Annotated in this window: 21 protein-coding genes and 1 riboswitch; of the genes, 11 read left to right on the forward strand and 10 right to left on the reverse strand. The window is 67.5% G+C overall.

Annotated features, from left to right (window positions below; translation table 11 throughout):
• Positions 1 to 9: 9 nt before the first annotated feature.
• The 3 genes from ACI7YT_RS13450 to ACI7YT_RS13460 are packed head-to-tail and all read right to left on the reverse strand — an operon-like array spanning position 10 to position 2,047.
• Positions 10 to 387 (reverse strand): YciI family protein, encoded by a 378-nt coding sequence (locus ACI7YT_RS13450; protein ID WP_406246040.1) that lies wholly within the window; start codon positions 385 to 387, stop codon positions 10 to 12.
• Entirely contained in the window at positions 384 to 1,697 is a 1,314-nt protein-coding gene (locus ACI7YT_RS13455; protein WP_406246041.1) for an RNA polymerase sigma factor, read from the reverse strand. The genes ACI7YT_RS13450 and ACI7YT_RS13455 overlap by 4 nt, the downstream gene beginning before the upstream one ends.
• Positions 1,697 to 2,047, reverse strand: coding sequence for a YciI family protein (locus ACI7YT_RS13460; protein WP_406246042.1), 351 nt, complete (start codon positions 2,045 to 2,047; stop codon positions 1,697 to 1,699). The genes ACI7YT_RS13455 and ACI7YT_RS13460 overlap by 1 nt, the downstream gene beginning before the upstream one ends.
• A gap of 186 nt (positions 2,048 to 2,233) precedes the next feature.
• On the opposite strand from ACI7YT_RS13460, the gene ACI7YT_RS13465 reads away from it, so the two are divergent.
• Positions 2,234 to 2,419, forward strand: coding sequence for a hypothetical protein (locus ACI7YT_RS13465; RefSeq protein WP_406246043.1), 186 nt, complete (start codon positions 2,234 to 2,236; stop codon positions 2,417 to 2,419).
• Between the two features lie 57 nt (positions 2,420 to 2,476).
• On the opposite strand, the gene nrdF is transcribed toward ACI7YT_RS13465, so the two are convergent.
• From nrdF to nrdH, 4 genes are read right to left on the reverse strand one after another with little or no spacing between them, the layout of a single operon-like run.
• Complete coding sequence (gene nrdF / locus ACI7YT_RS13470; protein WP_406246044.1) at positions 2,477 to 3,457, reverse strand: class 1b ribonucleoside-diphosphate reductase subunit beta; 981 nt, start codon at positions 3,455 to 3,457, stop codon at positions 2,477 to 2,479.
• Positions 3,458 to 3,493: 36 nt separating this feature from the next.
• The gene (gene nrdE / locus ACI7YT_RS13475; RefSeq protein ID WP_406246045.1) at positions 3,494 to 5,638 is read right to left on the reverse strand and encodes a class 1b ribonucleoside-diphosphate reductase subunit alpha; all 2,145 of its coding nucleotides are present in this window, start codon (positions 5,636 to 5,638) and stop codon (positions 3,494 to 3,496) included.
• The gene (gene nrdI / locus ACI7YT_RS13480; RefSeq protein ID WP_406246046.1) at positions 5,635 to 6,069 is read right to left on the reverse strand and encodes a class Ib ribonucleoside-diphosphate reductase assembly flavoprotein NrdI; all 435 of its coding nucleotides are present in this window, start codon (positions 6,067 to 6,069) and stop codon (positions 5,635 to 5,637) included. The genes nrdE and nrdI overlap by 4 nt, the downstream gene beginning before the upstream one ends.
• Positions 6,070 to 6,082: 13 nt before the next feature.
• The gene (gene nrdH / locus ACI7YT_RS13485; protein WP_285636399.1) at positions 6,083 to 6,316 is read right to left on the reverse strand and encodes a glutaredoxin-like protein NrdH; all 234 of its coding nucleotides are present in this window, start codon (positions 6,314 to 6,316) and stop codon (positions 6,083 to 6,085) included.
• Between the two features lie 412 nt (positions 6,317 to 6,728).
• Between nrdH and ACI7YT_RS13490 the strand changes: the two genes are divergently transcribed.
• From ACI7YT_RS13490 to ACI7YT_RS13500, 3 genes are read left to right on the forward strand one after another with little or no spacing between them, the layout of a single operon-like run.
• Entirely contained in the window at positions 6,729 to 7,895 is a 1,167-nt protein-coding gene (locus tag ACI7YT_RS13490; protein WP_406246047.1) for an MFS transporter, read from the forward strand.
• Positions 7,896 to 7,908: 13 nt separating this feature from the next.
• Positions 7,909 to 8,664: an alpha/beta fold hydrolase gene (locus ACI7YT_RS13495; protein ID WP_406246048.1), complete on the forward strand. Its 756-nt coding sequence runs from the start codon at positions 7,909 to 7,911 to the stop codon at positions 8,662 to 8,664.
• Positions 8,661 to 9,818 carry an acyl-CoA dehydrogenase family protein gene (locus ACI7YT_RS13500; RefSeq protein WP_406246049.1) on the forward strand — a complete coding sequence of 386 codons (1,158 nt, stop codon included), beginning with the start codon at positions 8,661 to 8,663 and terminating at the stop codon, positions 9,816 to 9,818. Before ACI7YT_RS13495 ends, ACI7YT_RS13500 begins: the two co-directional genes overlap by 4 nt.
• Positions 9,819 to 9,833: 15 nt before the next feature.
• Here ACI7YT_RS13500 and ACI7YT_RS13505 read toward each other — a convergent pair whose 3' ends face one another.
• Positions 9,834 to 10,106 carry a metal-sensitive transcriptional regulator gene (locus ACI7YT_RS13505; protein WP_406246050.1) on the reverse strand — a complete coding sequence of 91 codons (273 nt, stop codon included), beginning with the start codon at positions 10,104 to 10,106 and terminating at the stop codon, positions 9,834 to 9,836.
• Between the two features lie 52 nt (positions 10,107 to 10,158).
• On the opposite strand from ACI7YT_RS13505, the gene ACI7YT_RS13510 reads away from it, so the two are divergent.
• The 5 genes from ACI7YT_RS13510 (at position 10,159) to ACI7YT_RS13530 (ending at position 13,316) form a co-directional block, all read left to right on the forward strand.
• Entirely contained in the window at positions 10,159 to 11,436 is a 1,278-nt protein-coding gene (locus ACI7YT_RS13510) for a DUF445 domain-containing protein (RefSeq protein ID WP_406246051.1), read from the forward strand.
• A gap of 1 nt (position 11,437) precedes the next feature.
• Positions 11,438 to 12,325, forward strand: a complete 888-nt coding sequence (locus ACI7YT_RS13515; protein WP_406246052.1) for an arginase family protein — start codon at positions 11,438 to 11,440, stop codon at positions 12,323 to 12,325.
• 91 nt (positions 12,326 to 12,416) lie between these two features.
• Complete coding sequence (locus ACI7YT_RS13520) at positions 12,417 to 12,656, forward strand: hypothetical protein (RefSeq protein ID WP_406246053.1); 240 nt, start codon at positions 12,417 to 12,419, stop codon at positions 12,654 to 12,656.
• Entirely contained in the window at positions 12,653 to 12,922 is a 270-nt protein-coding gene (locus ACI7YT_RS13525) for a hypothetical protein (protein WP_406246054.1), read from the forward strand. The genes ACI7YT_RS13520 and ACI7YT_RS13525 overlap by 4 nt, the downstream gene beginning before the upstream one ends.
• Before the next feature lie 13 nt (positions 12,923 to 12,935).
• Positions 12,936 to 13,316 (forward strand): hypothetical protein, encoded by a 381-nt coding sequence (locus ACI7YT_RS13530; RefSeq protein WP_406246055.1) that lies wholly within the window; start codon positions 12,936 to 12,938, stop codon positions 13,314 to 13,316.
• Positions 13,317 to 13,331: 15 nt separating this feature from the next.
• On the opposite strand, the gene ACI7YT_RS13535 is transcribed toward ACI7YT_RS13530, so the two are convergent.
• Positions 13,332 to 13,928, reverse strand: coding sequence for a gamma carbonic anhydrase family protein (locus ACI7YT_RS13535; RefSeq protein ID WP_406246056.1), 597 nt, complete (start codon positions 13,926 to 13,928; stop codon positions 13,332 to 13,334).
• A gap of 32 nt (positions 13,929 to 13,960) precedes the next feature.
• On the reverse strand, positions 13,961 to 17,509 hold the full coding sequence (gene mfd / locus ACI7YT_RS13540; RefSeq protein WP_406246057.1) for a transcription-repair coupling factor: 3,549 nt from the start codon (positions 17,507 to 17,509) through the stop codon (positions 13,961 to 13,963).
• A gap of 49 nt (positions 17,510 to 17,558) precedes the next feature.
• On the opposite strand from mfd, the gene ACI7YT_RS13545 reads away from it, so the two are divergent.
• Together ACI7YT_RS13545 and ACI7YT_RS13550 are read left to right on the forward strand one after the other, a co-directional pair.
• On the forward strand, positions 17,559 to 18,125 hold the full coding sequence (locus ACI7YT_RS13545; protein WP_406246058.1) for a GNAT family N-acetyltransferase: 567 nt from the start codon (positions 17,559 to 17,561) through the stop codon (positions 18,123 to 18,125).
• Between the two features lie 47 nt (positions 18,126 to 18,172).
• A complete protein-coding gene (locus tag ACI7YT_RS13550) occupies positions 18,173 to 19,036 on the forward strand; it encodes an Fpg/Nei family DNA glycosylase (protein ID WP_406246059.1) in 864 nt (287 codons plus the stop codon).
• A gap of 55 nt (positions 19,037 to 19,091) precedes the next feature.
• Positions 19,092 to 19,241: riboswitch (FMN riboswitch) on the forward strand.
• Positions 19,242 to 19,259: the final 18 nt, after the last annotated feature.

Below are 19,259 nucleotides of genomic sequence, written 5' to 3' on the forward strand. Positions count from 1 at the left end.
CGGCACGGCTCACGATGCCGCCGCCGCGTGGTCGGTCTCGTCCCACGGCAATGCGACGACGGGAAGGATGTACATCCGTCCCGCCACAGCCGTCGGATGCTCGGACATGTACGCGGCTGCGGCATCGATCGAGTCCGCTTCGATCAGGTCGTATCCGGCGAACCACTCCTTGAACTCCGGGAAGGGACCGTCCGTGATGAGCAGTTGTCCGTCGCGGATCGCGACGGACTTCGCCTGCTCAGGACCGGCAACCGGGGCGCCGGGGCCGAGGATGCCGGACTCCTTGCCGCGTTCGGCCCACGCGTCGAGCTTCTGACGATCCTCTGATTCGGGAAGCGCGGTTCCCTGCGCATCGGTCATGTGGATGACGAGGTAGGTGCTGGTCATGAGAGTTCTCCTTCATTCGTGGTGCCATCGGTTTCGGATGCCACCGCGATCTGGTCTCGGCGACGGGTGAGGTGAGTGATCTCGGCGGCGTTGGCCGCCAGGGCGATCGCACGATCGTAGGCACTGCGCGCGGCATCCGATCGCCCGGTCAGGCGCAGCAGTTCTGCGCGCGTCGTGTGGAAGGCGTGGTGATCGGCCAGATCTTCGCCGAGCTGCTCGACGAGGGCGAGCGCGACATCCGGCGAGTCGTACTCCGAGATCGCAATGGCCCGGTTGAGACGGACGATCGGACTCGGATCGATGCGTTCGAGCGCACCGTACAACGCCACGATCTGCGCCCAGTCGGTGTCCTGCGCTCGCGGTGCCGACACGTGCACGGCGTTGATCGCGGCGAGGAGCTGGTACCGCCCCAGGGCCCGGACGTCTCGACCGCAGGCCTCGAGCAGATCGTCCAGGAGGGCGAGTCCCTCCTCGATCAGCATCCGGTCCCACCGTGCGCGATCCTGCTCATCCAGCCGCACGAGCTCGCCGCCGGCGGACAACCGGGCATCGGCCCGTGCCTGGGTGAGCAGCATCAGTGCCAGCAGCCCGGTCGCCTCGGCATCCTCGGACGAATCAGCGGGCAGAAGCGTCCTCACCAGCCGAGTGAGGCGGATCGCCTCCTCAGCGAGGTCCCGTCGGATCGGGTCGACGTCCCCGCCGGAGGCGAAGTACCCCTCGTTGAAGATCAGATACAGCACCGCGAGCACGCCGGCCACGCGGGGCTGCACGTCCTCCTGCAGCGGCACGGCGAACGGGACCCGAGCAGACTTGATCTTCGCCTTGGCCCGGCTGATCCGCTGTCCCATCGTCGTGTCCTGCACGAGAAAGGCCCGAGCGATCTCCGAGACCGTAAGCCCGCCGACCATCCGCAGCGTCAGAGCGACGCGATCCTGGATCGAGAGCACCGGGTGACAGCAGATGAAGATGAGGCGCAGCCGATCGTCGTCGATACGACCCGTCGGCTCGACGGGCGAGTCGTCCTGCAGCATGAACGCCTCCCTGTGCTTGTCGTCCCGCCGTGCTTCGCGGCGCAGACGATCGATCGCCTTGCGGTGCGCTGTGGTGGTGATCCAGGCGCCCGGATTCGGCGGCACGCCGTCGACGGGCCAGCGCTCGACGGCGGTGGCGAACGCCTCTGCGGCCGTCTCCTCGGCGAGGTCCAGGTCGCCGTAGCGGCGGGCGAGCCCGGCGACGATCACGGTCCATTCCGCACGGTGGGTGCGGGCGATCTCGGCATCGACGTCGACGGCGCGGCCCCTGTCGGCCATCAGTCCCCGCTCGCGGGAATGACGTACATACGGCCGATGCGCGCCGTCGAATGCTCAGCGAGCAGCCGCGTCGCCTGCTCGATATCGGTGGCCTCGATCCATTCGACGCCGAGGAACCACTCCGTGAACTCCGGGAAAGGGCCATCGGTCACCACGACGTCGCCACCGTGCGCGGTGATGCGTCGGGCCTGATCGGGACCTGCGACGGTCTGGCCGTTGGGCTCCCAGCCGTCGGGTCCGTCACGGAACTCCAGCCAGCGCTGCAGTCGGGCACCATCGATGTCCTGGTCCCATTCGGCACCGGCGGGGTCCGTCATGTGGATGACGAGGAACTTCTGTCGCGCGGTCATGGCGCTCCTCTCGATCGCACGTGCGGCGATCCTCATCATCACCACGAACACGTCCATGTCGATTCGACAGGAATGCGAAAAGAAGTCGCAACTTTTTCTGTGCTCGGATGTCGAAAGGCGCGCATATCGTTCGTGGTGCTCACGAGGGCGACCGAGGAGCGGTTCCCTCCGACGAGAGGATCCGCCATGCGAAACGACGTTATGAGCCTTGCCGAAGCCGGCGAATTCAGCGACCTCATCCGTGAGATGCGGTGGGAGCGACAAGTGGCGCGAGCAGCGCGGCAGCGGGCCGCAGCAGCACGCCGAAAAGCCTTCGTGCGCTCGATCCCGGCATCCTTCGCCCTGCTGCTGCAGGCGAGAAATCGCGCCTGACACGACGGAGGGCCTGCGAATCGCTTCGCAGGCCCTCCGTCGTTCTCACGCTCGGACTCAGAAGTCCCAGTCGTCGTCTTCCGTCGCCTCGGCCTTGCCGATGACGTACGACGAGCCGGACCCGCTGAAGAAGTCGTGATTCTCGTCGGCGTTGGGCGAGAGCGCCGACAGGATCGCCGGGTTCACGTTCGTGACGCTGGACGGGAACATCGCCTCGTAGCCGAGGTTCATCAGCGCCTTATTGGCGTTGTAGTGCAGGAACTTCTTGACGTCTTCGGTCAGACCGACGCCGTCGTAGAGGTCCTGCGTGTACTGCACCTCGTTGTCGTAGAGCTCGTACAGCAGCGAGAAGGTGTAGTCCTTCAGCTCGTCGCGCTTGGCCTGGTCGAGCGTCTCGAGGCCGCGCTGGAACTTGTAGCCGATGTAGTAGCCGTGCACGGCCTCGTCGCGGATGATGAGGCGGATGAGGTCGGCCGTGTTCGTAAGCTTCGCCCGCGACGACCAGTGCATGGGCAGGTAGAAGCCGGAGTAGAACAGGAAGCTCTCGAGCAGGGTCGAGGCGACCTTGCGCTTGAGCGGGTCGTCGCCGCGGTAGTAGTCGGTGACGATCTGAGCCTTCTTCTGAAGGTTCGGGTTCTCCACCGACCAGCGGAACGCCTCGTCGATCTCCTTCGTCGAGCACAGCGTCGAGAAGATCGACGAGTAGCTCTTCGCGTGCACCGACTCCATGAACGCGATGTTCGTGTAGACGGCCTCCTCGTGAGGAGTGATCGCATCCGGGATCAGCGAGACGGCTCCGACCGTGGCCTGCACCGTGTCGAGCAGCGTGAGTCCGGTGAAGACGCGCATGGTGAGCAGCTGCTCGTCGGAGGTGAGGGTGTTCCACGACTGGATGTCGTTGGACAGCGGGATCTTCTCGGGCAACCAGAAGTTGTTGACGAGGCGATTCCACACCTCGACATCCTTGTCGTCCTGGATGCGGTTCCAGTTGATCGCCTGCACGTGGTCGACCAGCTTGAGCGGTTCGTGGGGTGTCATTCTATTTTCCTGTCGAAATCCCAGATCAGAAGGCAATCAGAGCATGCACGAGACGCACTCGGCCATGTCGGTGCCCTCGAGGGCCATCTGGCGCAGACGGATGTAGTAGATCGTCTTGATGCCCTTGCGCCATGCGTAGATCTGCGCGCGGTTGATGTCGCGCGTGGTGGCGGTGTCCTTGAAGAACAGCGTCAACGACAGGCCCTGGTCGACGTGCTGCGTGGCAGCGGCGTAAGTGTCGATGACCTTCTCGTAGCCGATCTCGTATGCGTCCTGGTAGTACTCCAGGTTGTCGTTCGTCATGAACGCCGCCGGGTAGTAGACGCGGCCGAGCTTGCCTTCCTTGCGGATCTCGATCTTCGACGCGATCGGGTGGATCGACGACGTCGAGTTGTTGATGTACGAGATCGAGCCGGTCGGGGGCACCGCCTGCAGGTTCTGGTTGTAGATGCCGTGCTTCTGGATGCTCTCCCTCAGCTCGACCCAGTCGGCCTGCGTCGGGATGAACTGACCGGCGAACATCTCCTTGACCTTCTCGGTCGCAGGCTCCCAGGCCTGGTCGATGTACTTGTCGAAGAACGTGCCGGACGCGTACGTGGAGTCCTCGAAGCCGTCGAAGGCCACTCCGCGCTCGATGGAGAGCTTGTTCGATGCGCGCAGCGCGTGGAACAGCACCGTGTAGAAGTAGATGTTCGTGAAGTCGATGCCCTCTTCGGACCCGTAGAACACGTGCTCACGAGCGAGGTAGCCGTGCAGGTTCATCTGCCCGAGGCCGATCGCGTGCGAACGGTCGTTGCCGTCCTCGATCGAGCGGACCGAAGAGATGTGGCTCTGGTTGCTGACCGCGGTGAGTCCGCGGATCGCGGTCTCGACGGTGGCACCGAGGTTGCCGCCGTCCATCGCCAGAGCGATGTTCATCGAGCCGAGGTTGCAGGAGATGTCCTTGCCGATCTGGTCGTACGAGAGGTCCTCGTTGTACGTGGTCGGCGTGTTCACCTGCAGGATCTCGCTGCAGAGGTTGGACATGTTGATGCGGCCCTTGATCGGGTTGGCCTTGTTCACCGTGTCCTCGAACATGATGTACGGGTAACCCGACTCGAACTGGATCTCGGCGATGGTCTGGAAGAACTCGCGCGCGTTGATCTTCGTCTTCTTGATCCGCGGGTCGTCGACCATCTCGCGGTACTTCTCGGTGACCGAGATGTCACCGAAGGGCACGCCGTAGACCTTCTCGACGTCGTACGGCGAGAACAGGTACATGTCCTCGTCGTTCTTGGCGAGCTCGAACGTGATGTCCGGCACGACGACGCCGAGCGACAGCGTCTTGATGCGGATCTTCTCGTCGGCGTTCTCGCGCTTGGTGTCGAGGAAGCGCATGATGTCGGGGTGGTGCGCGTTGAGGTACACCGCGCCGGCACCCTGGCGGGCGCCGAGCTGGTTGGCGTAGCTGAAGCTGTCTTCGAGGAGCTTCATCACAGGGATGATGCCGCTGGACTGGTTCTCGATCTGCTTGATCGGTGCACCGGACTCGCGGATGTTCGACAGCAGCAGCGCGACGCCGCCGCCGCGCTTGCTCAGCTGCAGCGCGGAGTTGATGCCACGGGCGATCGACTCCATGTTGTCCTCGATGCGCAGCAGGAAGCAGCTGACGAGCTCGCCGCGCTGCGCCTTGCCCGCATTGAGGAACGTCGGCGTCGCCGGCTGGAACCGGCCGGAGATGATCTCCTCGACGAGGTCGATGGCGACCTGCTCGTCACCGTCGGCCAGAGCAAGAGCCGTCATCACGACGCGGTCCTCGAAGCGCTCGAGGTAGCGCTTGCCGTCGAACGTCTTCAGCGTGTAGCTGGTGTAGTACTTGAACGCGCCGAGGAACGTCTCGAACCGGAACTTCTTCGAGTAGGCGAACTCGTTGAGCTTCTGGACGAACTCGAACGAGTACTTCTCGAGCAGCGTGCCGTCGTAGTACTCCTTCTCCACGAGGTAGTCCAGCCGCTCCTTGAGCGAGTGGAAGAACACCGTGTTCTGGTTCACGTGCTGCAGGAAGTACTCCCGCGCGGCGCGCTTGTCGGCGTCGAACTGAATCTTGCCGTTCGCGTCGTAGAGATTCAGCATCGCGTTGAGCGCGTGGTAGTCGAGACCCTCGTATGCGGGGTTCGCCTTGAATGCCACTGTCTCGGTCAATGAAGTACCCACCGTCGTTCCAATCCGTCGGTCACCCGATCGACATCGTCCTGTGTGCCGAAGATTTCGAGCCGATACAAGTGAGGCACGTGGCACTTGCGGCTGATGATGTCACCGGCGGCGCAGAAGGCGTCGCCGAAGTTGGTGTTCCCTGCGGAGATGACCCCGCGGATGTGACGCCGGTTGCGCTCGTCGTTGAGGAACCGGATCACCTGCTTGGGAACGGCGCCCTTCTCCTCGCCGCGCCCCTGCCCGCCCCCGTACGTCGGGGTGACGAGCACGAACGGCTCATCCACGACGAGATCCTCGTCGGTGCGGTGCAGCGGTATGCGGCGAGCGGGAAGGCCCAGCTTCTCGACGAAGCGCGCCGTGTTCCCGGAGACGCTGGAGAAGTAGACCAGGAGCGGCGCTGCTGTGGCGACGGCGCTCATGACCTCATCTCCTTCAGGCCAGGCGAGCGGCGAGCTCGTCGATCTTGTCCGGGCGGAAGCCCGACCAGTGGTCCTCATCGGTCACGACGACCGGCGCCTGCATGTAGCCGAGCGCCTTGACCTGCTCGAGCGCCGTGGCGTCCTCGGAGAGGTCGTGGATCTCGTACTCGATGCCCTTGGCATCCAGCGCCCGGTAGGTGGCATTGCACTGCACGCACGAAGGCTTGGTGTAGACCGTGATCGACATATCGCTTCCCCTCAAATCCTGGTTTTCCGGCAGGCCCCCCGCCGGGACTTCAATACTACATATAGGGACGGACATTCGGACCGACCACAAGGGATAGTAGTTACATCCCTGTAGTTTTCCACCGCTCTCCACTGATACAACACAGGTTGTCCACCGTTTCATCCACAGCCGGCGACCTTTCTCAGACCCCCGCGAACCGCGTCAGATCGCGGCTCTCGGACGGCCGTCGCGAATCCATCCACAGGTGGGACGCTACGCCGGGGTTCGGACATCCGATTTCCTGTGGAGAGGGGTCTCCGGCGTGTCGCGGCGTGTCGCCGCAGCCACCCGTGCTGACGCCGATCGCGCACCCCGGTACCGTTGTCAGGTGGCGGGATATCGGGACCTTCTTCGCACGCCCGGCGTGGCGCGCATGATCGCAGCTCAGCTGACGGCGCGATTCCCCAACGGCATGGCCTCGCTGGCGATCCTCCTGCACGTCGAGCAGCAGACCGGGTCGTACGGCGCCGCCGGTCTCGTGCTCGCCGCGACGTCGGTCGGACAGGCCGTCGCAGGCCCTGTGACCAGTCGCTGGATGGGCGCGTGGGGCATGCGACGCGTCCTCACCCTCACGGCCGCGGTCTGCATCAGCGCCATGCTGTGCCTCGCCCTCCTGCCCCTGCATCTGACCGGATACATGTTCTTCGGACTGCTCGCCGGACTCTCGACACCGCCGGTCCAGTCGGCCGTGCGCACGATCTACCCGAAACTCGTCAACTCGTCGCAGCTCACACCGCTGTTCTCGTTGGATGCCTCGCTGCAGGAGATCATCTGGATCCTCGCCCCAGTGGTCATAACGCTCGTCTCCACGCAGATCGGAACGACCCAGGGGCTGCTGCTCGTCGCGGCCGTCCTCGTCGTCGGCTGCGGCTGGTTCATCCTCTCCCCCGAGGTCGGACGCGTCCGCATCCCCCGCAGCCGCCGCGCATTCGGACGCGTCGTCCTGAAGCCGCCTGTGCTGCTGGCGACCGTGACCGGCTTCCTGCTGATCGGCGCCTGCTCGGCGGTCGAGGTCGGCGTCGTCGCGACGTTCGAGCACGGCAGCCTCGAAGCAGGCCTCGTCCTCGCCGTGTTCGCCGTGGGGAGCCTCATCGGCGGCCTCTCACTCGGCCACATCCCGATCGGGCCGTGGGCGATGGCCCGACGCCTCGTCATCGTCACGGTCGGCCTGTCGCTGACCATGGTGACGCTGAACGTGTACTGGCTGGGCGGGACCCTGCTGCTCGCCGGCATCGGCATCGCTCCGGCGCTTGCGGTCATGTTCGCCATCACCACGGCGAGCGTGAAGTTCAGCGAGACAGCGGAGGCGTTCGGCTGGGCGGGAACCGGCCAGCTGATCGGCGCCGCCGCCGGCTCAGCCATCGCCGGTTTCCTCGTCGACAGCACGGGAGGCCCGCAGGGCGCCTACCTGGCCGCGACGCTGTTCGCGATCGTGGGTCTGATCGTCGCGATCGTCTTCGTCCGCGCCTTCCCCGATCTGCGCCACCGCGATCCGAGTCCCTACCCCGACACCGAACCCGTGGCGGTCACGCCTTCCTGAGTAGGCTGAGCGCGTGGCTGCTGTGACTCTCCCCCGGCTCTCCTGGGGTGCCCCGGATTCCGCGAAGACCGCCCTGCTCGTGCACGGGCTCGGCTCATCAGGTGCCCTCATGTGGCGCATCGGCGACGCGCTCGCCAACGCCGGCTGGCTGGCCGTCGCGGTCGACCTGCGCGGCCACGGCGACGCACCGCGCGCCCTCGACTACACGGTCGGCGCGTACGCCGAGGACGTCGCCGCGACCCGCCCGCATCACGGCGGCGCATGGGATGCCGTGATCGGCCACTCCCTCGGTGCAGCGGCGAGCACGGTGGCCGCGGCATCCGATCCGGCCTGGACCAGCCGACTCCTCCTGATCGACCCTGCCATCCTGGTCGACGGCCGCGACGCGACGATCGTCCGCCGCAGCCAGGAACGCGCCTTCGCCGACAATCGCATCGAAGTGGTCCGCGAGGAGCATCCGCACTGGCACGAGCAGGATCTCGAACTGAAGATCGATGCCGTCACACGCACGAGCGCGTGGGCGGTCGAGCAGACCAGCGCGCAGAACCAGCCATGGGACGTCCGCGATCACGCCGCCCGGCTGGCGATCCCGACCCACGTCATCGGCGCAGACCCCGAGGTCTACAGCCTGTTCACCGGCGCGACGGCCGATGGCGTCCTGGCCGCCAATCCCCGCATCTCGATGTCGATCGTCCCCGGCGCGGGGCACTCACCGCATCGCGACCAGCCGGACGAGACCATGCAGCAGATCCTGGAGGCCCTGTCGTGAGCTTCGATCCCACCGAGCACCTGTCCGACGAACTGCTCGAGCGCATCCGCGAGCGCGCACCGATCCACGACCGGGAGAACACGTTCCCGCAGCAGGATCTGGATGAGCTGCGGGATGCCGGTTACCTCGGCATCCTGGTGCCGACCGACCGTGGCGGAGCGGGACTCGGCCTCGAGCAGGCCGCGATCCTGCAGCAGCGACTCGCGACCGCGGCGCCCGCGACCGCGCTGGCGATCAACATGCACCTGGTGTGGACCGGCGTCGCGAAGGTCTTCAGCGATCGAGGCGTGCCAGGACTCGAGTTCGTCCAGGACGGCGCCGCTGCCGGCGAGGTGTTCGCCTTCGGCATCAGCGAGGGAGGCAACGATCTCGTCCTGTTCGGCAGCGACACCGCGGCCGTGCCGCAGCCGGACGGCGGATACGCCTTCACCGGCACGAAGATCTTCACCTCGCTCGCGCCGGTCTGGACGAAACTGGGCCTGCACGGCCTCGACACCACGAGTCCGGATGCCCCGAAGCTGGTCTTCGCCTTCGTCGATCGGACGGATGCCGTGACCACCGGCGACGATTGGGACACCCTCGGCATGCGCGGAACGCAGAGCCGGACCACGCGGCTCGACGGGGCCGTCGCCGCCCCCGCGCACATCGTTCGCCGCATCGACCCCGGCCCCAATCCTGACCCGATCGTGTTCGGGATCTTCAGCGTGTTCGAGATCCTGCTGGCGTCCGTGTACACCGGGATCGCGCGGCGCGCCCTGGATCTCGCGGTCGAGACGGGGCACAAGCGCCGGTCGAAGAAGACCGGGCTCACGTACAGCCAGGACCCGGACATCCGCTGGCGCATCGCCGACATGGGCCTGGACTACGACGCGCTGCCGCCGCAGATCGCGGGCCTGGCACGCGACGTCGACACTCTCGCCGACCACGGCGGCCGCTGGTTCACGCTGCTGTCCGGGGTCAAGCATCGGGCGGTCACGATGGCGAAGCGCGTCGTCGACGAGGCGATCCTGACCGCGGGTGGCGGCGCCTACTTCTCGTCCAACGAGCTGTCGCGACTGTACCGCGACGTGCTGGCCGGCATGTTCCACCCATCGGACCCTGAGTCGGCGCACTCCACCGCGGCGAGCGCATGGCTGGGCCCGCTGGAGAGCTGACCGGCCGCGGACTGCCTACTTGCGGTCGAAGTCGAACGCCTTGAGCAGCTCGGTCACGGCCTGATCGCGCTCGTCACCGCCGTGCTCGAACATGTGCGTGACGTGCGTGCGCAGGTGATTCTCGAGCAGCAGCCTGTTCAGGGATTCCAAGGACTTCTGGATGGCGCGGGACTGCGTGATGATGTCCATGCAGTACTCCTCGTTCTCGATCATCCGCGCGACGCCGCGCAGCTGCCCCTCGAGGATGCTGGTGCGATGCATGGCGCGCTTCTTGATGTCTTCGATCACCCTTCCGAGGGTACTCGCGTACTGGTGCATGCTCGCGTGCGAGGATGACGGCATGGCGCGCACACCGATGGCTCTGCTCTCTCCGGCCGATCAGGACCGCGCGCGGGCACTGCGTCGGATGAAGGCGGTCGCTCTCGGCGCTCTGATCGCGATGGCGATCGCGTTCGTGATCGCGTTCTCCCTGCAGGAGCGCTACAGCTGGCTGCAGTACGTCCGCGCGGCGGCCGAGGGCGGCATGGTCGGCGCCCTGGCCGACTGGTTCGCCGTCACCGCTCTGTTCCGCAGGCCCCTCGGGCTGCCGATCCCGCACACCGCGATCATCCCGAATCGCAAGGACGAGATCGGGCACACGCTCGGTGAGTTCGTCGAGACGAACTTCCTCGCAGCCGACGTCGTCCGCGACAAGCTCTCGCGCACGCGCATCGCGGAACGCGCCGGAGAGTGGCTGCGCGTCCCCGCGCATGCCGAGCGCGTCGCCGCCGAAGGCGCGACCGTCGCCACCGCAGTGCTCAACGCGCTCAGCGACGACGACGTCCGCGACCTCATCGGAGACCTCGCCCGCGAACACCTCATCGACCCTGATTGGGGAACGCCGGCCGGAGTCTGGCTGCAGCGCATCGTCGAGACCGACGCGCACCACGGCGCCGTCGACCTCGCGGTGGACAGCATCGCCACCTGGCTGGACGCGAATGCCGAAGCGTTCGCCGGTCTGGTCTCGCGCCGACTGCCCTCCTGGGTGCCGAAGCTCGCGCACCGGCTCGTGGACGACACGGTCTACCGCGAAGCGGTGACGTTCGTCCGTGCGGTGCAGTCCGATCCGCAGCACCCGGCCCGCATCGCGATCGACGGCTACTTGGCCCGCCTCGCCGATGGACTGCAGAACGACCCCACGACCAGGGCGAAGCTCGAGAACGCGAAGGCGGCCCTGTTCGACAGTCCGCGCGTCGCGGCACTGGCTGCCGAAGCGTGGCACACCGCCAAGGCGGGCCTGCTGACCTCTCTGGCCGACCCCGCGAGCGGGCTGAGGCAGCGCGCAGCGCAGGCGGTCCGCGAGATCGGCGAACGCCTGACGACCGAGGAGTCTCTGCAGCGCCGTGTCGACACCTGGGTCACGGACGCGGCGGTGTTCCTCGTCGATCGCTATCGCCACGACATCGCGTCGATCATCACCGACACCGTCGAGCGCTGGGACCCGGCCGAGACGACGGAGAAGATCGAACTCATGGTCGGTCGCGACCTGCAGTACATCCGCCTGAACGGCACAGTGGTCGGCGCTCTCGCGGGCCTCGCAATCTTCACCATCGCCCACAACCTGATCCCCGGAGTCTGACATGGCGCTCTCCCACGACCCGCTCTGGCCCCGCGCCGGCTCGTGGCCCGCACCCGACGAGACGATGGATGCCGCGATCATCGGCATCCCCGCATGGCGGACGTCTCTCTCACCGACCGGCGCGCACGCGACGCCTGCGGCGATACGCGACGCCCTGCAGCGCTACAGCACGACGCTGATCGGCCCCCCTGCGGTGGATCTGAACGAGCGGCTGCGGATCGCGGATGCCGGCGACGTCGCCGACGCGGACACCGACGTCGAGGGTGTCGTTGCTCGCGTGCGCGCTCTGCAGCCCGCCTTCGCCATCGCCCTGGGCGGGGACAACTCCGTGACCTATCCCGTCGCCCGCGGCGCAGGCGCGACCGGGCTCATCACGTTCGACGCGCACTTCGACCTGCGCGACGGCGTCTCCAACGGATCCCCCGTGCGCCGTCTCATCCAGGATGCGCCGGACGGCGAACGCATCGACGGGTCGCGCGTCGTGCAGATCGGCATCGCGGACTTCGCCAACTCGGCGGCCTATGTCCGGCGCGCGACGGACTGGGGCATCCGCGTCATCACGCTGGACGAGGTGCGTCGGCGCGGCATCGCGGACGTCGTCGCCGAGGCCGTCGAGGTCGCCGGTGCGGATGCCGCGGCACGCGTGCATCTCGACATCGACGTCGACGTGTGCGATCGCTCGGTCGCGCCCGGTTGCCCGGCGAGCGTTCCCGGGGGCCTCGCCGCGTGGGAGCTGCGGGCGCTCACGCGCGCCGTGGCGTCCGATCCCCGCGTCGTCAGCGCCGACATCGCCGAGGTGGATGCCACGGCGGACGCACCCGATGGGCGAACGGTCCGGCTGGCTGCGCTGTGCGTGCTCGAACTACTGGCCGGTCTCGTATCCAGGTGAGGGTACGCCTTCACCACTGCCGATGCCACCCCCTCGTGACCGGCGCCGATCCGCGGCAACCTGAGTCCTCATCGAGACGAAGGAGAGCATGATGACTGGCACACCTGCATCGGCGATGAAGGACAAGAACTACAACCTCGTCGCCGTCCTGGAATCCTCGCTTCGCAACGCGTGGACCATGCAGACGTACGCGGACGACGCGGACCGAGCCGGAGACACGGAGCTCGCGGAGTGGTTCCGCAAGATCCAGCACAACAGCCTCAAGGCCGGTGAGCAGGGCAAGCAGATGCTGCTCGCGCGCCTCGAGGAGGAGGACGAGGCCGGATCATGAGCCTGCCGGGCACCGCCGAGGGCGGCACCATGACGGCCACGTGCGACACGTGCGGGAACGTCTACGACAAGGTGTTCACGGTGGCCAGGGGCGACCACGTCGGAACGTTCGACAGCTTCGAGTGCGCGATCCAGGCCATGGCTCCCACCTGCGCGCACTGCGGCTGCCGCATCATCGGTCACGGCGTCGAGGCCGAGGCTCAGATCTTCTGCTGCGCCCACTGCGCACGCCTGCAGGGCGAACCGCAGCTGGTCGACCGCGTCTGACCGGGGTGACCCGATGACCGATCACGCCGACCAGACACCGCACCACGCCCGCCGGCGCAGCTTCGAGGACGAGACGCTGGTGCGCAATCAGCCGGCGCTGCGGACCTCCGACGGCACCGTCTGGATCATCGTCGCCGGCGCGTTCGCGATCGCCTGCGCGATACCGCTCGTCATGATCCTGGCGAACCCCGGTGGTGCCGCTGCCGCCGCATGGACGACGCTCGTGCTGATCGTGCTCCTGTACGCCGCCCTGATCGCGGCGCGCTTCCTGATCGCCGACCGCGCCCGTCGCCTGCGGCTGCTGGCGCTGCTGATGCTCGCGATGGCGCTGGCGGCCCTGATCGGCCTGTTCACGTGCGTGATGATCGCGTGGTCGGCGGTGCCGACGGCCTGAGCATCGGACTCCGGTTCAGGCCGGCGAGTCGTCCGCGTGCCTGGCCAGCGAGCGGGCATAGCGCTCGGTCAGCTGCACCATGACATCCGGGGTCTCCCGGTCCACGCCGAAGACGTACCCCGGGAAGTCGAGTTCCTGCTGGGCCGCGGCGATCTCCTCGTGCCGATCGGGCGGCAGCACCAGAAGCGGGTCGCCGACGGCGACCCACCCGATCGGGACCACGGCATCCTCCGGCAGCACCGTGCGCAGATGCACCACGGCGTTGATGCGGACCTCGGCCCTGTCGCCGATGTGGGCGCCGTTGAACACGCGCGTCCCCGTGGCGAGGAACACCTCGTCGCCGACCACCGCACCGGACACCGACGCACCGGGGCCGATCAGCACGTGATCGCCGATGTGCACGGGATTGGCCGAACTCGCGCGGACGATCGCATTCTCCATGACGATCACGTGAGCGCCGAGCGTGATCGGCCCGCCCTCTGCCGTGATCACGGCGCCATGCAGCACCTGGCAGTCCGGTCCGATCGTCACATCCCCGGAGATGACGGCGGTGGGCGCGATGACGGCGGTGTCGTCGATACGGGGGCGAGCCCCGAGGTGCTCGTACAGCATGCCGTCAGCGTACTCCGGCATCCGTCCGGATGTCAGGAAGCGGCGGGCACCGGCTCGGGGAACAACGCCGTGAAGAGCTGACCGACCCACTCCAGCAGCCCGGCATCGGTCGGTGCCTCGCCCCCGGGCCGCGGAAGCGGCACGACGAGCGCCTCTCCGCCTCCGACGAGCTTGGCGTTGGGGTACAGCCGCTGCAGCCTGATCTTCATCGAATCCTCCAGGCGTGCGGGTGCGACGCGCAGGTTCGAGCCCATCGCGACGACATCGGCCAGCCCCGCCTTGGCAGCCCTGCGACGGAGACGCGCGATCGCGAAGAGGCCCTCGACCTCATCCGGCGGCGTGCCGTACCGGTCGAGGAGCTCCTCTCGGACCAGGTCGATCGCGTCGTCCTTGGCCGTCGCCGCCGCTGCCGCCGACAGCTTCTGGTACGCCTCCAGGCGCAGCCGCTCGCTGTCGATGTACGTCTCGGGGATGCGGGCATCCACCGGAAGCTCCATGCGCAGCTCGCCGCCGGTCTCTGTCTCCTCCCCGCGGAAGGTCGCCACGGCCTCGCCGATCATGCGCAGGTAGAGGTCGAAGCCGACTCCGGCGATATGACCCGCCTGCTCGGCGCCGAGCAGGTTTCCGGCACCGCGCAGCTCGAGATCCTTCAGCGCGACCTGCATGCCGGAGCCGAGGTCGTTGTTGATCGCGATCGTCTGCAGGCGGTCGGCAGCCGTCTCGGACAGCTCCTTGCCGTCGTCGTAGAGGAAGTACGCGTACGCGCGCTCTCGGCCGCGGCCGACGCGACCACGCAACTGGTGCAGCTGACTGAGACCGTATTTGTCGGCGCGGTCGATGATGATCGTGTTGGCGTTGGAGATGTCCAGGCCGGTCTCGACGATGGTGGTGCACACCAGCACGTCGTACTTGCGCTCCCAGAAGTCGTCGACGACCTGCTCGAGCTGATGCTCGCCCATCTTCCCGTGCGCCACGGCGATGCGGGCCTCCGGCACCAGCTCGGCGAGCTCGCTGGCGATCCGCTGGATCGACTGCACGCGGTTGTGGACGAAGAAGACCTGGCCCTCGCGCAGGATCTCTCGCCGGATCGCCGCCGCGATCTGCTTGTCGCTGCGTGCGCCGACGAAGGAGAGGATCGGATGCCGGTCCTCGGGCGGGGTCTGGAGGGTCGACATCTCGCGGATGCCGGTGACGGCCATCTCGAGCGTCCGCGGGATCGGCGTCGCACTCATCGCGAGGATGTCGACGTTCGTCTTCATCTTCTTCAGCGTGTCCTTGTGCTCGACGCCGAAGCGCTGCTCCTCGTCGATGATCATGAGCCCGAGGTCCTTGAACATCACCTGATCGGTGAGGATGCGGTGCGTGCCGATGACCATGTCGACGGATCCGTCGATGAGTCCCTGCAGCGTGAGCCGGGCATCCTTGTCGGTCTGGAAGCGCGACAGCGGGCGCACCTTCACCGGGAACCCGGCGAAGCGCTCGGTGAACGTCTCGAGATGCTGCTTCACCAGCAGCGTCGTCGGCACGAGCATCGCGACCTGCTTGCCGTCCTGGATCGCCTTGAACGCGGCGCGGACGGCGACCTCGGTCTTGCCGAACCCGACGTCGCCGGACAGCAGCCGATCCATCGGGATCGGCCGCTCCATGTCGGCCTTGATCTCATCGATCGTCTGCAGTTGATCCGGCGTCTCGGCGAACGGGAACGCCTCCTCGAGCTCGCGCTGCCACGGCGTATCGGGGCCGAACGCGTGCCCCTTCGCCGACATGCGCGCGGAGTACAGCTTCACCAGCTCGACCGCGATGTCGCGCACGGCCCTGCGCGCCTTGCCCTTCGCCGCAGACCAGTCGCTGCCGCCCATCTTGGACAGCACCGGCGCCTCGCCGCCGACGTACTTCGACAGCAGATCGAGCTGATCGGTCGGCACGTACAGCTTGTCGCCGGGATAACCGCGCTTGGACGGCGCGTACTCGAGGACGAGGTAGTCGCGCGTGGTCTTGGTCGCGTTGCGGCCGCCGCTGGACACCTCGCGCTGGGTCATCTCCACGAAACGGGCGATGCCGTGGGTGGCGTGCACGACGTAGTCGCCCTGCTTGAGCTGCAGAGGATCGACGACGTTCTTGCGCCGCGAGGCGAGCTTCTTGACGACGCGCTGGTCGCCGCCGATCGTGCGTCCGTAGAACTCGTTGTCGGTGAGGACGGCGAGCTTCGCCTCCGGCACCTGGAACCCGCTCTCGACGGATCCCGTCACGAGCGTCGCGACGCCGGTCGCCGGGGCATCCTCCAGGCCGTCGACGATGCGCGCGGCCACGCCGCGGTCGCTGAGCACGTCGCGCGCGCGCTCGACGAGTCCGGCACCGGAGGCGATGACCACGACCCGCCAGCCGTCGGTGACGCGGGCTTCGACGAACGCGATCGCGCCGTCGACGTTGCCGTGGAAGGACGGGATGATCGACGCGTCGATGTTCTCGGCATCCGTGTCGTCCGTCGCGAACGGGCTCAGCCGCCAGAAGACGCCGTCCCGCTCGGTGACGACCTCGCGCAGCTGCGCGACCGTGAGGAAGTCGCCGGCCCCGAGGTCGATCGGCGCCGAGGCGCCGGAGGTGGCGGCGCTCCAGGCTGCGTCCAGGAATTCACGGTTCGTGTCGCCGAGGCTCTGCGCACGGGTCGTCGAGCGCTCCGGGTCGACAAGCGCCGTCGCCGAGCCCTCCGGCAGGTACTCCACGAGGGACTGGAGGGGGCCGGCGACGGCCGGCAGCAGCGACTCCATGCCCTCGACCGGGATGCCCTCGGCCATCTTCTCCAGCATCCCCGCGATCGCGGGAAAAGCGCCGACGAGCGCGCGAGCGCGCTCGCGCACATCGACCGTGAGCAGCAGCTCGCGGCTGGCCGGGAGATCGACCCGATCGACATCACCGGGGAGCGAACGCTGATCGGCGACCGAGAACGCCCGGATCTGATCGACCTCGTCGCCGAAGAACTCGACACGATAGGGATGCTCCGACGCCGCAGGGAAGACATCCAGGATGCCGCCTCGGACGGCGAACTCGCCTCGCCGGGACACCATGTCGACGCGCGTGTAGGCGCGCTCGACGAGCTGCTCGACCGCGTGCTCGAGCTCGATGCCCCGCCCGCCGACGACGAGTTCGAGCGGCGCCGCATCGCCGAGGTTGCCGGCGATGGGCTGCAGGGCCGCCCGCACCGATGCGACGACGACGAGCGGACGCTCACCGGTCCACGTGGTGATGCGGCGCAGCGTGTCCAGGCGACGGCCGACGGTGTCAGGGCTCGGGCTGAGCCGCTCATGGGGCAGCGTCTCCCAGGCCGGGAAGTCGAGGATCTCGGCATCCGGCAGGTAGGCCGAAAGCGCCAGCGCGAGCGACTCGGCACGGCGGCCGGTGGGCGCGATCGCCAGCAGGGACGCCGGGTGCCCTCCCTGCGCCCGTTTGCGCAGCAGGCCGGCGAGCGCGGGCGCGTCGAGCCCGTCGACGAGACCGAGATCGGCGTCGGTCTGCGCCCAGGTCAAGGCGTCGCGGTAAAGAGACGCCTCTTCCAAGGCGCGCAGAATCCCCGGAACAGTCACCGGACCAGCTTATGCCGCACCTCCGACACCGGTCCCATAGGATGCCGGGATGGAACCCGTCGTGCTGAGAACCGACCGCCTCGAACTGCGTGCACCGACGGCATCCGATGTCGACGCCATCGAGGCGGCCTGCCAGGACCCGGAGATCCCGCGGTGGACGACCGTGCCCAGTCCGTACTCGCGCGAGCACGCGGAGGGGTTCGTGGAGCTGACCGCGACGGGATGGGCCGAGGAGGGCGAGTTCGTCTGGAGCATCCGTGCTGACGGCGAACTGATCGGCATGATCGGTCTGCACCACGTGAACGCGCACCCGGCAGGGACGGATGCCGAGATCGGGTTCTGGATGGTCGCCGAGGCCCGCGGGCACGGATACCTCTCCGAGGCTGCGCGAGAGGTTATTGACTGGGCGTTCGCGGATCGCGCCATGGTGCGCCTGGGCTGGCGCGCTGTGGCCGGCAACGTGGCCTCGGCACGCACGGCACGGTCGCTCGGATTCCGCTACGAGGGGTTCCAGAGGCTCGCACTGACCAGCCCTCGCGGCCGGGACGATGGCTGGTTCGCAGGCCTGCTGGCGACCGACGACCGCACCCCGGTGGACTGGCCCGTGCTGGACTGAGCTGCACAGGGGGTGACGATGTCGGATGCCGGTGACAGGATGTCCTCATGCCTGAGATGCCGGAGGTTCAGGGACTCGTCGACTTCCTCGGCGAGCGCGCCGCCGGACGCACGATCACGAAGACGAGCGTCGGAGCGGTCGCCGCGCTGAAGACGTTCGATCCACCGAACACGGCGCTGCACGAGGCGACGATCACGGGCGCAGCCAGGCACGGCAAGTTCGTCGATCTCGCGTGCGGCGACGACCTGCACCTCGTCTTCCACCTCGCCAAGGCCGGATGGCTGCGCTGGTACGACGAACTGCCGACCACGCTCATCAAGCCCGGCAAGAGTCCCATCGCCCTGCGCGTCGCGCTCGACGACGGCAGCGGGTTCGATCTGACCGAAGCCGGCACCAAGAAGTCGCTCGCCGTCTACGTCGTGCGCGACCCGCAGGACGTGCCCGGCATCGCGCGCCTCGGACCCGACCCGCTCGACGAGGCGTTCACACGAGACGCCTTCGCCGGCCTGCTCGCCGGCAGGCGCACGCAGATCAAGGGGCTGCTGCGCGACCAGAGCGTGATCGCCGGCATCGGCAACGCGTACTCCGACGAGATCCTGCACGCCGCGCGGATGTCGCCGTATGCGATCGCCGGCACGCTCGACGACCGAGAGGTCGACCGGCTCTACGCCGCCCTGCAGGACACCCTGCTGAGCGCCGTCGCCGAGGCCTCCGGCAAGCCGCCGGCCGATCTCAAGGACGCCAAGCGAGCCGGCTTCCAGGTGCACGCCCGCCGAGGAGAGACGTGCCCGGTCTGCGGAGACACCGTGCGCAGCGTGTTCTTCGCCGACCGCTCACTGGAGTACTGCCCGACCTGCCAGACCGGCGGCAAGGTGCTCGCCGACCGCAGACTGTCCCGGTTGCTGAAATGACCCTGCCGACACGGAATGAAATCCGCTCAGGTGCGTTGAGTACACTCAGAGCGATAAACGTGCTCCGGGGTCGGTGAGAATCCGAACCGGCGGTGACAGTCCGCGAACGTCTCGGTTCATCCGAGACGCCGATCCGGTGGAAATCCGGAACCGACGGTGATGCGAGGGAGACCTCTCGCTAGTCCGGATGGGAGGCAGCACGATGCGCGTACGCGCGCATTCG

Origin of the sequence: Microbacterium sp. M (assembly GCF_045181065.1) — a bacterium.
Classification (GTDB): Bacteria; Actinomycetota; Actinomycetes; order Actinomycetales; family Microbacteriaceae; genus Microbacterium.

Coding starts and splice junctions, on each gene's coding strand:
- ACI7YT_RS13450 (WP_406246040.1), bottom strand. CDS start 387: ATGACCAGCACCTACCTCGTCATCCACATGACCGATGCGCAGGGAACC.
- ACI7YT_RS13455 (WP_406246041.1), bottom strand. CDS start 1,697: ATGGCCGACAGGGGCCGCGCCGTCGACGTCGATGCCGAGATCGCCCGC.
- ACI7YT_RS13460 (WP_406246042.1), bottom strand. CDS start 2,047: ATGACCGCGCGACAGAAGTTCCTCGTCATCCACATGACGGACCCCGCC.
- ACI7YT_RS13465 (WP_406246043.1), top strand. CDS start 2,234: ATGCGAAACGACGTTATGAGCCTTGCCGAAGCCGGCGAATTCAGCGAC.
- nrdF (WP_406246044.1), bottom strand. CDS start 3,457: ATGACACCCCACGAACCGCTCAAGCTGGTCGACCACGTGCAGGCGATC.
- nrdI (WP_406246046.1), bottom strand. CDS start 6,069: ATGAGCGCCGTCGCCACAGCAGCGCCGCTCCTGGTCTACTTCTCCAGC.
- nrdH (WP_285636399.1), bottom strand. CDS start 6,316: ATGTCGATCACGGTCTACACCAAGCCTTCGTGCGTGCAGTGCAATGCC.
- ACI7YT_RS13490 (WP_406246047.1), top strand. CDS start 6,729: ATGATCGCAGCTCAGCTGACGGCGCGATTCCCCAACGGCATGGCCTCG.
- ACI7YT_RS13510 (WP_406246051.1), top strand. CDS start 10,159: ATGGCGCGCACACCGATGGCTCTGCTCTCTCCGGCCGATCAGGACCGC.
- ACI7YT_RS13515 (WP_406246052.1), top strand. CDS start 11,438: ATGGCGCTCTCCCACGACCCGCTCTGGCCCCGCGCCGGCTCGTGGCCC.
- ACI7YT_RS13520 (WP_406246053.1), top strand. CDS start 12,417: ATGACTGGCACACCTGCATCGGCGATGAAGGACAAGAACTACAACCTC.
- ACI7YT_RS13525 (WP_406246054.1), top strand. CDS start 12,653: ATGAGCCTGCCGGGCACCGCCGAGGGCGGCACCATGACGGCCACGTGC.
- ACI7YT_RS13530 (WP_406246055.1), top strand. CDS start 12,936: ATGACCGATCACGCCGACCAGACACCGCACCACGCCCGCCGGCGCAGC.
- ACI7YT_RS13535 (WP_406246056.1), bottom strand. CDS start 13,928: ATGCTGTACGAGCACCTCGGGGCTCGCCCCCGTATCGACGACACCGCC.
- ACI7YT_RS13545 (WP_406246058.1), top strand. CDS start 17,559: ATGGAACCCGTCGTGCTGAGAACCGACCGCCTCGAACTGCGTGCACCG.
- ACI7YT_RS13550 (WP_406246059.1), top strand. CDS start 18,173: ATGCCTGAGATGCCGGAGGTTCAGGGACTCGTCGACTTCCTCGGCGAG.